We start from the raw sequence: 13,884 nt of genomic DNA, 5'->3' as shown, positions 1-13,884 counted from the left end.
TTATGCAGCATCTGCAAAAGACGAATTCACACGAGACGCCGGAGAGTGGGGAGGTGATTGTCCTGCCTCCGGTGCAGGTTCGCCGCCGTACGCCGACGTTTGCGCGTCGGATTAACGCGATCCTCCAGCGCATCATCCCGGCGTTTCTCGGTCTGGGACTGCTGGTGGTGCTCTGGCAGCTGGCGGCGATTAACAGCAAAGGTTTCCCGACGCCGCTCAGCACGCTCGATTCCGCCATCACCCTGTTTGCCGATCCGTTTTATCGCGACGGGCCTAACGATATGGGCATCGGCTGGAACGTGCTCGCCTCATTACAGCGCGTGGCGGTGGGCTTTGGCCTGGCCGCGCTCGCCGGGATCCCGCTCGGCTTCCTGATTGGTCGCTTCACCTTTTTCTCTCGCATGTTCGGCCCGCTGATCGCGCTGTTACGCCCGGTTAGCCCGCTGGCCTGGCTGCCCATCGGCCTGCTGCTGTTCCAGAAAGCGGAACCCGCGTCGAGCTGGACCATTTTCATCTGCTCCATCTGGCCGATGGTGATCAACACCGCCGAAGGCGTACGCCGCATTCCGCAGGACTACCTCAACGTGGCCCGGGTGCTGCAGCTTTCCGAGTGGACCATCATGCGCCGCATTCTCTTCCCGGCGGTGCTGCCCGCGGTGCTGACCGGGGTGCGTCTCTCCATCGGCATCGCCTGGCTGGTGATCGTCGCCGCCGAGATGCTCACCGGAGGTTTAGGGATCGGCTTCTGGATCTGGAATGAGTGGAACAACCTCAACGTTGAAAACATTCTCATCGCCATCGTCATCATTGGCGTGGTCGGGCTGCTGCTGGAGCAGGGGCTGATGCTGATCGCCCGTCGCTTTAGCTGGCAGGAAAAATAAGGAGCGAACATGAAACCATTAATTCAGGTCCAGGCCGTGAGCCAGCGTTTTTCCACCGCCAGCGGCGAGTTTCTGGCGCTGCAAAACGTCTCTTTTGATATCCACGAGGGCGAAACCGTCAGCCTGATCGGGCACTCCGGCTGCGGCAAATCGACGCTGCTGAACCTCATCGCCGGTATTACCCTGCCGACGGAAGGCGGGCTGATCTGCGACAACCGTGAAATCGCCGGGCCGGGTCCGGAACGTGCGGTGGTCTTCCAGAACCATTCGCTGCTGCCGTGGCTCACCTGCTTCGACAACGTGGCCCTGGCGGTCGATCACGTGTTTCGCCACAGCATGAGCAAGGCGGAGCGCAGGGAGTGGATCGAGCACAACCTCGACCGCGTGCAGATGGGGCACGCCCTGCACAAGCGACCGGGGGAGATCTCCGGCGGCATGAAGCAGCGCGTCGGCATTGCCCGCGCGCTGGCGATGAAGCCGAAAGTCCTTCTGATGGATGAACCCTTTGGCGCGCTCGACGCCCTGACGCGCGCGCATCTGCAGGACTCGGTGATGCAGATCCAGCAGGCGCTGAACACCACCATCGTGCTCATTACCCACGACGTGGACGAGGCGGTGCTGCTCTCCGATCGCGTGCTGATGATGACCAACGGCCCGGCGGCCACCGTCGGGGAGATCCTGCGCGTGGACCTGCCGCGCCCGCGCAACCGGGTGCAGCTGGCCGACGACAGCCGCTATCACCACATGCGCCAACAGATCCTCCATTTCCTCTATGAAAAGCAGCCGAAAGCGGCGTAACGAGGGGGCTTTGATGCGACTGGTCATTATCGGAAATGGCATGGCGGCCACGCGGCTGATTGCCGCGCTCACCGGGCGTGCTGCCGGTCGTTTCGCTATCACCGTCATCGGTGACGAGCCGGAGCATGCCTATAACCGCATCCAGCTTTCGCCGGTCCTGGGCGGTGAAAAGCAGGCTGCAGACATCTGTCTGCAGGATGACGACTGGTACCAGTCGCGCGGCGTGACGGTGCTGCGGGGTGAAAAGGCGATCGCCGTGAACGTGGACGCGCGGGAAGTGCAAACCACCGCCCGCACGCTGGGCTGGGACGCGCTGGTGTTTGCCACCGGATCAACGCCCTTTATTCCGCCAATCCCCGGCTGCGATGCGCCGCATGTGTTCACGTTCCGCACCCTGGAGGATACCCGTGCCATTCGGACGATCGCCGGTCCGGCGGTGGTGCTGGGCGGCGGCGTGCTCGGGGTTGAGACGGCGGCAGCGCTGGCGCGCTCAGGTGACAACGTCACGTTGGTTCATCGCGGTCCGTGGCTGATGGAGCAGCAGCTGGATCGGCAGGCGGGAATGCTGCTGGAAGAGACGCTGGCGGCGCGGGGCGTGCGCTGTGAGCTCGCCTCGGGCATCGCAGCGGTGAGCGGGAATAGCGTGACGCTGCTCAACGGGCGCCGCGTCGTCGCCGCTCGCGTGGTGCTGGCGACCGGCGTGCAGCCCAGCGTCGCGCTGGCGCAGGCCAGCGGCATTCGCTGCGCGCGCGGCATCGTGGTGGATCACCAGATGCAAACCTCCGAACCGAACGTCTACGCCATCGGCGAGTGCTGCGAAATTGACGGGAAGACGTTTGGCCTGGTCGCCCCCTGCCTGGCGCAGGCGGAAATCCTGGCCGCGCGGCTGGCCGGGGACGCTACCGCGCCGTTTACCCTGACCGACAGCGGGATGCGTCTCAAGGTGACGGGCGTGGAGCTGTTCAGCCTCGGCCGTGCGGCGGAGCAGGAGGGCGACGTGGTCTGGAGCGCATGGGATCCGCTGACCCGTCACTATCGTCGTTTATTGATCCATCAGGGGGCGCTGGCTGGCGCGCTGCTGATGGGCGACTGCCGCAGCGCGGCAACGTTTACCGATTTACTGGCAACGGCCACGCCCGCCCACGCGGACTGGCTGTTCGATCGTTTCACTACGCAACCGCAGGTTGCAGGACAGAATGCTATGACAAAACCTACTCTGGTGGTGGTTGGGCACGGTATGGTCGGCCATCATTTCCTCGAAGACTGCGTTAAGCGCAATCTGCATCAGCAGTATCAGATCGTCGTCTTTGGCGAGGAGCGCTATGCCGCCTACGACCGCGTGCATTTGTCGGAATATTTTGGCGGCCGCAGCGCGGCGTCGCTCTCGCTGGTGGAGGGGGATTTCTTTGCCGACAGCGGCATTGAGCTGCGCCTGTCGCAGCAGATCGTCGGCATCGACCGCGACGCGCGCGTGGTGCGTACCGCCAGCGGGCATGAGACCCACTGGGACAAGCTGGTGCTGGCGACCGGCTCATACCCGTTCGTTCCGCCCGTGCCGGGCAACGATTTGCCGGGCTGTTTTGTCTACCGCACCCTTGACGACCTGGACAACATTGCTGCACATGCGGCTGGCTCGCGCCGCGGCGTGGTGATTGGCGGCGGCCTGCTCGGACTGGAGGCGGCGAATGCCCTGAAGCAGCTCGGGCTGGAAACCCACGTGGTGGAGTTTGCGCCCAACCTGATGGCGGTCCAGCTCGACAACGACGGCGCGGCGATGCTGCGCAAGAAAATCGAGGCGCTGGGCGTCGGCGTTCACACCAGTAAAGCCACGACGGAGATCGCCACCGCGGACGGCGGGCTGGTGCTGCGCTTTGCCGATGGCGAACAGCTTGAAACGGACATGGTGGTCTTTTCGGCGGGCATTCGTCCGCAGGACGCGCTGGCGCGCAGCAGCGGGCTGGCTATCGGCGAACGCGGCGGGATCTGCATTGACGACGGCTGCCAGACCTCCGATCCGGACGTGCTGGCCATCGGCGAATGCGCCCTGTGGGAGGGGAAAATCTTCGGTCTGGTCGCGCCCGGCTATCAGATGGCGCGGGTGGCCGCCGCCGCGCTGGCGGGGGAGGATAAAACCTTCACCGGCGCGGATATGAGCACTAAGCTCAAGCTGCTCGGCGTGGACGTGGCCTCGTTCGGCGACGCCCACGGGCGCACCCCGGGGGCGCTGAGCTACCAGTGGACGCACGGCCCGCAGCAAATCTACAAGAAAATCGTGGTCAGCCACGACGGCAAAACGCTGCTCGGCGGCGTGCTGGTGGGCGATGCCAGCGAATACGCCACGCTGGTGCAGATGATGCTTAACGGCATCAGCCTGCCGAAAGAGCCGGAAACGCTCATTTTACCCGCGTCGTCAGGCAGCGCGCCAAAAGCGCTCGGCGTGGCGGCGCTGCCGGAAAGCGCGCAGATCTGTTCGTGTCATAACGTCAGTAAAGGCGATATTTGCCGGGCGGTGAGCGCGGGCGCGGCGGATATCGGCGCCGTTAAGCAGTGCACCAAAGCGGCGACCGGCTGCGGCGGATGTAGCGCGCTGGTGAAGCAGGTGATGGAGTTCCAGCTGGCGGAGCAGGGCGTGGAGGTGAAAAAGGACATCTGCGAGCACTTCCCGTACTCGCGCCAGGAGATTTACCACCTCGTGCGGGTCAACCATATCCGCACCTTTGACCAGCTTATCAGCCGCTACGGACAGGGGCACGGATGCGAGATCTGCAAGCCGCTGGTGGGATCGGTGCTCGCCTCCTGCTGGAACGAGTATCTGCTGAAACCGGCGCACCTGCCGCTGCAGGATACCAACGACCGCTACTTCGCCAACATCCAAAAGGACGGCACATACTCCATCGTGCCGCGCATGCCCGCAGGGGAAGTGACCGCCGACGGGCTGATTGCCATCGGGCAGATTGCGAAACGCTACAGCCTGTACAGCAAAATTACCGGCGGTCAGCGTATCGACCTGTTTGGGGCCACCCTCGAACAGCTGCCGGCGATCTGGCAGGCGCTGGTGGAGGCCGGGTTTGAAACCGGACACGCCTACGGTAAATCCCTGCGCACGGTGAAATCCTGCGTCGGCTCGACCTGGTGCCGCTACGGCGTGCAGGACTCCACCGGCCTCGCGGTCCGGCTGGAGCACCGCTACAAGGGCCTGCGCGCGCCGCACAAAATCAAAATGGCGGTCTCAGGCTGCACCCGCGAGTGCGCGGAGGCGCAGAGCAAAGACGTGGGGGTGATTGCCACCGATAAGGGCTGGAACCTCTATCTGTGCGGCAACGGCGGGATGAAGCCGCGCCACGCGGATCTCTTCGCCAGCGATCTGGACGACGAAACGCTGATCCGCACCGTCGACCGTTTCCTGATGTTTTACATCCGCACGGCGGATCGCCTGCAGCGCACCAGCACCTGGATGGACAACCTGGAAGGCGGCCTCGACTATCTGCGGGAGGTGATCATCACCGACAGCCTCGGCATCGCCCACGAGCTGGAGCAGGAGATGGCCCGGGTGGTGGAAGCCTACCAGTGCGAATGGCAAACCACGCTCAGCGATCCCAGCCGCCTGGCGCTGTTCCGCACGACGGTGAACGAGACTGCGCCGGATGAAAGCAAGCGCTGGCAGGAAATTTGCGGCATCGACGATATCCCCGAGCAGGCGGGTATCGGCGCGCGGCTTGGACGTAAGCCGATTGCGCTGTTCCGCTTTGGCAAAACCGTTTACGCCCTCGACGATCGGGAGCCGGGCGGCGATGCGAACGTGCTTTCACGCGGCATTCTTGGCGATGCGGCGGGCGAGCCGGTAGTAATTTCACCGCTCTACAAGCAGCGCATTCGCCTGCGCGACGGCTGTCAGGTAGAGAACGGCGAACCCGCGGTGCGCGCCTGGCCGGTGAAAATTGAAAACGGCAAGGTGTGGGTTGGCAGCGACGCCCTGGTAATGCGTGCGGAGGCCTCATGACGGAAACCCGGACAACCTGCCCCTACTGCGGGGTGGGCTGCGGCGTGATCGTCCGCGCGGAAGGTGAAGCGGTCAGCGTTCGGGGAGATGAAACCCATCCTGCGAACCTGGGCCGCCTGTGTGTGAAAGGAACGGCCCTGGGGGAAACGACGGGCTTACAGGGGCGGCTTTTGCGCCCGTTCGTTGACGGCCTTGAGGTGGACTGGGCGCAGGCGCTGAGCGCGGCAGGAGAGCGCCTGCGGGAGATTATCGATAAATGGGGGCCGCAGGCGGTGGCGTTTTACGCCTCCGGCCAGCTGTTGACCGAGGATTACTATGCCGCCAACAAGCTGATGAAAGGGTTTATCGGCGCGGCAAACATCGATACCAACTCCCGGCTCTGCATGTCCTCGGCGGTGGTGGGCTACAAGCGCGCCTTTGGCGAAGACGTGGTGCCGTGCGGCTACGAGGATATGGAAAACAGCGATCTGGTGGTGCTGGCTGGCTCGAACGCGGCCTGGACGCATCCGGTGCTCTATCAGCGGCTGGTGCAGGCGAAGCACGACAACCCGCGGATCAAGGTGGTGGTAATCGATCCCCGCAGAACCGCCACCTGTGATATTGCTGACCTGCATCTGGCGCTCGCCCCCGGCAGCGACGCCGGGCTGTTTGTCGGTCTGCTTAATGTGATTCAGGGAACGGATGAGTGGCCCGTTGAGCGCGTGGCGGCGTTTTGCGGCCTCTCGCCGCAGGATATAGGCACCTTTTATGACTGGTTTATGACGGCGCCCCGGGCCATCACGCTCTACACCATGGGGATCAACCAGTCCGCCAGCGGCAGCGACAAGTGTAACGCCATCATTAACGTTCATCTTGCCAGCGGGAAGTTCAACCGTCCGGGCTGCGGCCCGTTTTCGCTGACCGGACAGCCAAACGCGATGGGGGGAAGGGAAGTGGGCGGGCTGGCGAACCAGCTGGCGGCGCACATGAACTTTGAGCCGGACGATCTCTCGCGGGTGGCGCGTTTCTGGGGAACGGAACGGCTGGCGCAAACCCCGGGCCTGATGGCGGTGGAGCTGTTTGACGCCATTGCCCGCGGCGAGGTGAAGGCGGTGTGGATCATGGGCACTAACCCTGCCGTGTCGCTGCCCGACAGCCACGCGGTGTGTCAGGCGCTGGCGAGCTGCCCGCTGGTGATGGTTTCTGAGGTGATGAAGGATACCGATACCAGCCGGTTCGCCCATATCCGTTTTCCGGCGCTGGGCTGGGGGGAGAAGGACGGGACGGTGACAAACTCGGAACGCCGCATTTCGCGCCAGCGCGCGTTTCTGCCCGCGCCGGGCGAAGCGAAGCCGGACTGGTGGATCGTCGCGCAGATGGCGAAACGGCTGGGCTACGGCGAGGCCTTTGCCTGGCAACATCCGCACGAGATTTTTTGCGAACATGCGGCGCTGACGGCCTTTGAAAATGACGGCGCGCGGGCATTGAGTCTTCATGAACTGGCTGCGCTAACCCGTGAGGAGTGGGATCAGCTTGAGCCTTATCAGTGGCCGACGGGGAGTTTTCCGCGCCGAAACATCGTTCCCGTTATCCCTCTGTCGCACGGCGCGACGGTCAGCGCCTTATACCCGCTGATTCTCAACTCGGGGCGCATCCGCGATCAGTGGCATACCATGACCCGAACGGGATACGTGGCGAGGCTGATGCAGCATATCGCCGAACCGTTTGTTGAGGTTGGCCCGGCAGATGCCGTTCGTTTTTCCCTGTGCGACGGCCAGCTGGCGCGCATCTGCTCGCCGCGCGGCGTGATGGTGGCAAGAGTGCGAATCAGCGACGGGATACGGGAAGGCGAGGCGTTTGCCCCGATGCACTGGAACGCTGGGTTTGCCCGCCAGGGAAAGGTGAATGCGCTGGTGGAAGGGCGCTGCGATCCGGTTTCGGGCCAGCCAGAGAGTAAACAAACCGCCGTCAGGATCCTGCCCTGGCAGCCCGCCTGGCAGGGGGAACTCTATGCCCGGGAATGGCCGGAAATGCCCTCTTCGGCTTACTGGTGGCGTAAAGCCTCACGCCTGACGGTGGCGGGCGATCAACCGCTGCTGCCGTGGGTAATGGAATACGCCAGCGCTCGTGGCTGGCAGCTGCAGGTTGCGCAAACCGGTGAACGCAGCAGCGTGCTGGCCTGGCATGAAGGCCAGCTGATGCTGGGCTTCTGGGAGGGCACCGCGTTACCGGCGCTGGCGCATGCGGTGATTGAAGCCGCTTTTCAATCCCCACCCGTGCTTCTCGCAGAACGCCACGCCTTGTTGAACGGGCAGAGCGTCGGGGAGGCGGCGGATCCGGGACGCATCATCTGCAGCTGTTTCAGCGTCGGGGAGAATGCGATACGGGAGGCGATCGTCGGCGGGTGTGATTCCGTCACCGCGCTGGGGGCGACGCTGCGCTGCGGTACGAACTGTGGCTCCTGCGTGCCGGAGCTGAAAGGGCTGTTTCAGGATAATCCTGAAATGTCCGCCTGGACTGCATTTCAAGGCTTATCGCGTTAACATAATAAGAGTTTGTTCATTAACACAGGTTCTTATTTACGACGTTGATGGCTGTATCGTCCCGCATTCGTTTGCTGTTTTTACTCTCCCTTGTTACGGCCGGAGCCGTTCACGGTGCGCCGAATTCCTTTATCCAGCAGGCGCAAAATCCCTTTGATAATAACGGGGATAGTTTGCCCGACCTCGGCATGGCGGCGCCAACGGGCGAGGGGGAAAAACACCTGGCCGAAATGGCGAAAGCCTTCGGTGAAGCCAGCATGACCGACAACGGCCTGACAACGGGCGAGCAGGCGCGGCAGTTTGCGTTTGGCCAGGTGCGCGACGCGGTGAGCGGCGAAGTGAACCAGCAGATTGAATCCTGGCTTTCGCCCTGGGGGAACGCCAGCGTGAACCTACTGGTGGATAACGACGGCAAATTTAACGGCAGCAGCGGGAGCTGGTTTATCCCCTGGAACGATAACAACCGTTACCTGAGCTGGAGCCAGCTTGGCCTGACCCAGCAGGCGGATGGCCTGGTCAGTAACGCCGGAATAGGCCAGCGCTGGGTCGCCGGGAAATGGCTGCTGGGTTACAACACGTTTTACGATAACCTGCTGGATGAAAACCTGCAGCGTGCCGGGCTGGGCGCGGAAGCGTGGGGGGAAAATCTGCGCCTGTCAGCCAACTATTATCAGCCCTTTGCCGGCTGGCGCGATCGCTCCGACGTCCAGGAGCAGCGCATGGCGCGCGGCTATGACGTCACCGCTAAAGCCTGGCTGCCGTGGTTCCATCATCTGAATACCAGCGTGAGCTTCGAGCAATACTTCGGCGATAACGTCGATCTCTTCAACAGCGGAACGGGCTATCACAATCCGGTGGCGGTGAATCTGGGGCTTAACTATACCCCCGTGCCGCTGGTCACCCTGACCGCCGCGCACAAGCAGGGCGAAAGTGGCGCGAGCCAGAATAACCTCGGGCTGAAGCTCAACTATCGCTTTGGCGTGCCGCTGGTGAAGCAGCTTTCCGCCGGTGAAGTCGCCGCCACGCGCTCCCTGCGCGGAAGCCGCTACGACTCGCCGGAGCGCAATAGCCTGCCGGTGATGGAGTTCCGCCAACGTAAAACGCTGTCCGTCTGGCTGGCGACGCCGCCGTGGGATCTGAAAGGGGGCGAGACCGTTATGCTGAAGCTTCAGGTTCGCAGCGCGCACGGCATTCGTGAGATCCACTGGCAGGGGGATACGCAGGCGCTGAGCCTGACGTCGCCGTCCAAAAGCAACAGCAGCGACGGCTGGAGTGTGATTATGCCTGCCTGGGATGACCGTGAAGGGGCGACAAACCGCTGGCACCTGTCGGCGGTGGTGGAAGATGAGAAAGGCCAGCGCGTCTCGTCCAATGAGATCGTGCTGACCGTCGTGCAGCCGCTGGTCGCATTGCCGGACAACGACCCGCGCTGGAAGCTTCTGCCGGAGGAGTAATCCTTAAAAAATGCGTTCCTGATGCACCCACACCGCGGCTTCAACGCGGGATTTGAGCTTCATTTTCTTCAGCATATGCTTCACGTGCACCTTGACCGTGCTTTCGGTGATGTCCAGGCGGCGGGCGATCATTTTGTTCGGCAGCCCCTGGGCAATGAGTTTGAGAATATCGCGCTCGCGCGGGGTTAACTGGCTGACGTCACGGTCAGAGGTGGCGCGATTGGCGCGCAGGCTGGCGGCGAGAACCGGCGTTAAGGCTTCGCTGAGAACCATCTCGCCCGCCGCGGCCTGCTGCAGCGCCTTAAGCAAGTCTTCCGGCTCCATATCCTTGAGCAGATAACCATCCGCCCCGCGCTTCAGCGCCGTGACCACATCCTCTTCATGGTTCGACACGCTAAAGACGACGATGCGCCCGGAAAGCGATTTTTCCCGCAGCTTGTCGAGGGTTTCCAGACCGTTCATGCCGGGCATATTCAGATCCAGCAGGATCAGATCGGGATCGAGGGATTCGGCAAGCTCAATGCCCTGTTCACCGTTGCTGGCTTCGCCAACCACGGTGATATCGGGCGCCATGCTGACCAGCTGTTTCACGCCAGTACGCAGCATCGGATGGTCGTCGATCAACAGGATGGATGCCGGTTCCTGATTAGTCATGGGTTTCTCCTTGAGCAGTTGTAAGCGGTTTCTCGGGAATAAAGGTGACCACGACTTCCGTGCCACCCGTCTCTCTCCGGCGAACCTGGCAATCACCGCGCAGGCTTTGGGCGCGGTCTCGCATAATAATTAAACCATAGTGGTTAGTGCGTTCGGCATTTTCCGGCACGCCGCGGCCGTTGTCGTGAACCGTGAGCTTCACCTGATTATTGTGCTGGCTGACGGTGACCGTTACCGCCGTCGCGCCGGAATGCTTAAGCACGTTGCTCAGCGCTTCACGGGCGATCTGCAGTACATGTATGGCCTGGTGGGAGGGGACAAACCGCGGCGGCAGCTGGTAGTCCAGCTTCACCGGGAACCCCAGTCGGGCGCTAAATTCGTGACAGCTGGCCTCCAGCGCCGGGCGCAGACCCGGCTCGGTCAGCTGCAGACGGAAGGTAGTCAGCAGCTCGCGAAGCTGTATCCAGGAGGTGTTCAGCTCGTTGCGGATCTGGCTGAGCAGCTGCTTGTTGCTTTCGGGCATCTCCGCATCCTGCATCTGCAGGCAGCTCACCTGCATTTTCATACAGGAGAGCGACTGGGCGATAGAGTCGTGAAGCTCGCGGGCGATGGTCGCGCGCTCTTCCATGACGATCAGCTGCTGCTGCTTTTCCTGATGCCTGTCGAGCGCCAGCGTGGCCGTTAGCTGTTCGACCAGCGTATCGACCAGCTGCTGCTGGTCGTGGCTCAGGTGACGCCCGGCTGGCAGCGTTGCCAGCAGAATACCGTACTGGGTGTGGCTGTCGGTCAGGCGCCACTTCAGGGTGGTGCCGCCGGACGTCAGCGGCGGCAGGCCGCGAGGGCAAAGATGGCAGCCTTTGTCATCGCAGGACATATCCGACTGGCAGGTAAATTCCTGATGGTTATCTTCGTCTTCCACGTCGTAGACGCGCAGCTCAAGGTCGTGAAGGAGGGTCAGATTTTGCAGGCCGTTCAGCACCGGAGAGAGGCGTTCGCATAGCGGCACCTGCATGTGCAGACGCCGGTTGGCCTGCCACAGGAAGGAGAGGATCTCGTTTTTCTGCTCCAGTCCGGCTGTTTTTTCCTGAACGCGCTGTTCCAGCACCGCGTAGCTCTCGGAGAGCTCTGCAGACATGGTGTTGAGCGCCTGGCCGAGCATGGCCATCTCGTTGCGCCCGCTGATGTGCGTGCGCTGGGTAAAATCGCGTGCGGTCACCGCGCGGGCCATTGCCAGCAGCTGTTTCCACGGGTTCAGCAGCCGCGCACGAAGCCAGACGATGGTGAAGATCAGCAGCAGCCCCATAAACAGCGCCATGGCGCGGTGCACCATCACCACCCGGTCGATGCGTAATTCTGTGGTTTGGTCGAAAGAGGAGACCAGCGCATCGATGCGTGAGACGAACCCCGCCACGTCCTGCGCAACGGTTTCGGTGCTGCGCGCCTGTTTCAGCCCGGGCTCCAGCTGGGTGTGCCAGTAGCCCTGAAGGGCTTTAAGCTGATATTGCTGACCGGCGCGGATAGCGGCGTTTTCCAGTTCGGGGCTGAAGACCGTGCGCTCCATTTCATCAATCAGGGGCCGATCGTCCTGCGTCAGGGGAACCGACGCCAGCAGGCGATAACTCTGCATGCGTAGCGAGCCTGCCTCGTTGATGGCATGCGCATTACCCTGTACTCCCTGTACCAGCCAGCCGGAGATCGCCATGCCGGTCACGCCGATGGCGGTGGACAGCAAAACGATAAGGGCTAGCTGATTCACGAGCGTCAGCGGAGATAAACATCTTTTTAACATAGAGGTGGCGTGCTCCTGACGTGGCCTGCTTGCAGGAATGGCGCTATTCTGGTGCATACCCTGGAGTATACCCATACCAATAAAGGATTACCCCTAAATTGCCAACGGAGTAGGGGGAAGGAGGTGGGGGTAGCCAGGAACCGTCAGTGCCGTGAAAAACCACGTCTTTTTTACCGAATTAGCCTACTCACTAAGGGTGAGGCCTTATTTTACGCCGCAAAACCTCCCACTTTTCCTTTGATTTATATCAACTTACCGCCGCCCTAAAACCCTAATGTTTGCAGCATCATTCGAGAATCAGAGGTGTCTATGAGTCACTCATCCGCTCCCGAAAGGGAAAATGGTGCCGTTATTACAGACTGGCGTCCAGAGGATCCGGCGTTCTGGCAACAGCGCGGCCATCGTGTAGCAAGCCGGAATCTGTGGATTTCCGTGCCGTGTTTGTTATTAGCGTTTTGCGTATGGATGTTGTTTAGCGCGGTGGCGGTCAATCTGCCGAAAGTTGGGTTTACGTTTACGACCGATCAGCTGTTCATGCTGACCGCGCTGCCGTCGCTGTCAGGCGCGCTGCTGCGTGTGCCTTACGCGTTTATGGTGCCGGTGTTTGGCGGTCGTCGCTGGACGGCGTTCAGTACGGGCATCATGATCGTCCCCTGCGTCTGGCTCGGCTTCGCGGTGCAGGATACCTCTACGCCGTTCAGCGTGTTCGTGATTATTTCCCTGCTGTGCGGTTTTGCGGGGGCGAACTTCGCCTCCAGCATGGCGAACATCAGCTTCTTCTTCCCGAAAGCGAAGCAGGGCGGTGCGCTGGGCATTAACGGCGGCCTGGGGAATATGGGCGTCAGCGTGATGCAGCTGATTGCCCCGCTGGCGATCTCTGTTTCTATTTTCGCGGCCTTTGGCGGCGGTGGCGTTGAGCAGGCGGATGGTTCTTCCCTCTATCTGCAGAACGCCGCCTGGATCTGGGTACCTTTCCTGGTGGCCTTCACCCTCGCAGCCTGGTTCTTTATGAATGACCTGTCCGCGTCGAAGGCGTCGCTGAGCGAACAGCTGCCGGTGCTGAAGCGTGGACACCTCTGGGTGATGGCGCTGCTGTATCTGGCCACCTTCGGTTCGTTTATCGGCTTCTCTGCGGGCTTCGCGATGCTGTCGAAAACGCAGTTCCCGGAGATTCAGATCCTGCACTTTGCCTTCTTCGGACCGTTTATCGGTGCCCTGGCGCGTTCGCTGGGCGGCATGGTCTCTGACCGTCTCGGCGGTACCCGCGTGACGCTGGTGAACTTCGTCGTGATGGCGGTCTTCTGCGCGCTGCTGTTCCTCACTCTACCCGTCGACGGGCAGGGCGGTAACTTCATCGCCTTCTTCGGCGTGTTTATGGTGCTGTTCCTGACGGCCGGTCTGGGGAGTGCCTCTACCTTCCAGATGATCTCCGTGATCTTCCGTAAGCTGACGATGGATCGCGTGAAGGCGCAGGGCGGAAGCGAAGAGCAGGCCATGCGCGAAGCGGCGACGGATACGGCCGCGGCGCTGGGCTTTATCTCTGCCATCGGCGCGATTGGCGGCTTCTTTATCCCGAAAGCGTTCGGTATCTCTCTGGACCTGACCGGCTCACCGGCCGGTGCCATGAAAGTCTTCCTCGTCTTCTATATCGCCTGCGTTGTGATTACGTGGCTGGTATATGGCCGAAATACCAAGAAAAATAAGTAAGTGTGATTATCCGTTTACGCGGCCTTCGGGCCGCGTTTTTTTTAGCCTGAATAATAGTTACAACATACTTACGGCTTTT

The 13,884-nt window shown here is 61.9% G+C and carries 8 protein-coding genes; 6 read left to right on the top strand and 2 right to left on the bottom strand.

Going from position 1 to position 13,884, the window contains the following annotated elements:
- Positions 1–2: 2 nt before the first annotated feature.
- The 5 genes from ntrB to NI40_RS12950 are packed head-to-tail and all read left to right on the top strand — an operon-like array spanning position 3 to position 9,655.
- Positions 3–881, top strand: a complete 879-nt coding sequence (gene ntrB, locus NI40_RS12970) for a nitrate ABC transporter permease (RefSeq protein WP_033145770.1) — start codon at positions 3–5, stop codon at positions 879–881.
- A gap of 9 nt (positions 882–890) precedes the next feature.
- On the top strand, positions 891–1,679 hold the full coding sequence (locus tag NI40_RS12965; protein ID WP_033145769.1) for an ABC transporter ATP-binding protein: 789 nt from the start codon (positions 891–893) through the stop codon (positions 1,677–1,679).
- Between the two features lie 13 nt (positions 1,680–1,692).
- Positions 1,693–5,679: a nitrite reductase large subunit NirB gene (nirB, locus tag NI40_RS12960; RefSeq protein ID WP_080338172.1), complete on the top strand. Its 3,987-nt coding sequence runs from the start codon at positions 1,693–1,695 to the stop codon at positions 5,677–5,679.
- A complete protein-coding gene (locus tag NI40_RS12955; protein ID WP_039263585.1) occupies positions 5,676–8,201 on the top strand; it encodes a nitrate reductase in 2,526 nt (841 codons plus the stop codon). The genes nirB and NI40_RS12955 overlap by 4 nt, the downstream gene beginning before the upstream one ends.
- Before the next feature lie 47 nt (positions 8,202–8,248).
- On the top strand, positions 8,249–9,655 hold the full coding sequence (locus NI40_RS12950; protein WP_039263584.1) for a YchO/YchP family invasin: 1,407 nt from the start codon (positions 8,249–8,251) through the stop codon (positions 9,653–9,655).
- Positions 9,656–9,658: 3 nt separating this feature from the next.
- Here NI40_RS12950 and narL read toward each other — a convergent pair whose 3' ends face one another.
- Both narL and narX read right to left on the bottom strand, forming a co-directional pair.
- The gene (gene narL, locus NI40_RS12945) at positions 9,659–10,309 is read right to left on the bottom strand and encodes a two-component system response regulator NarL (RefSeq protein WP_008499531.1); all 651 of its coding nucleotides are present in this window, start codon (positions 10,307–10,309) and stop codon (positions 9,659–9,661) included.
- Positions 10,302–12,098: a nitrate/nitrite two-component system sensor histidine kinase NarX gene (narX, locus tag NI40_RS12940; protein ID WP_039263583.1), complete on the bottom strand. Its 1,797-nt coding sequence runs from the start codon at positions 12,096–12,098 to the stop codon at positions 10,302–10,304. Before narX ends, narL begins: the two co-directional genes overlap by 8 nt.
- A 309-nt stretch (positions 12,099–12,407) precedes the next feature.
- Between narX and NI40_RS12935 the strand changes: the two genes are divergently transcribed.
- A complete protein-coding gene (locus tag NI40_RS12935; RefSeq protein WP_039263582.1) occupies positions 12,408–13,805 on the top strand; it encodes a NarK family nitrate/nitrite MFS transporter in 1,398 nt (465 codons plus the stop codon).
- Positions 13,806–13,884 lie beyond the last annotated feature (79 nt).

It is taken from the genome of Enterobacter sp. E20 (genome assembly GCF_000801755.2).
Classification (GTDB): domain Bacteria; phylum Pseudomonadota; class Gammaproteobacteria; order Enterobacterales; family Enterobacteriaceae; genus Enterobacter; species Enterobacter asburiae_B.
This window is presented reverse-complemented; position numbering and strand designations above follow the sequence as displayed.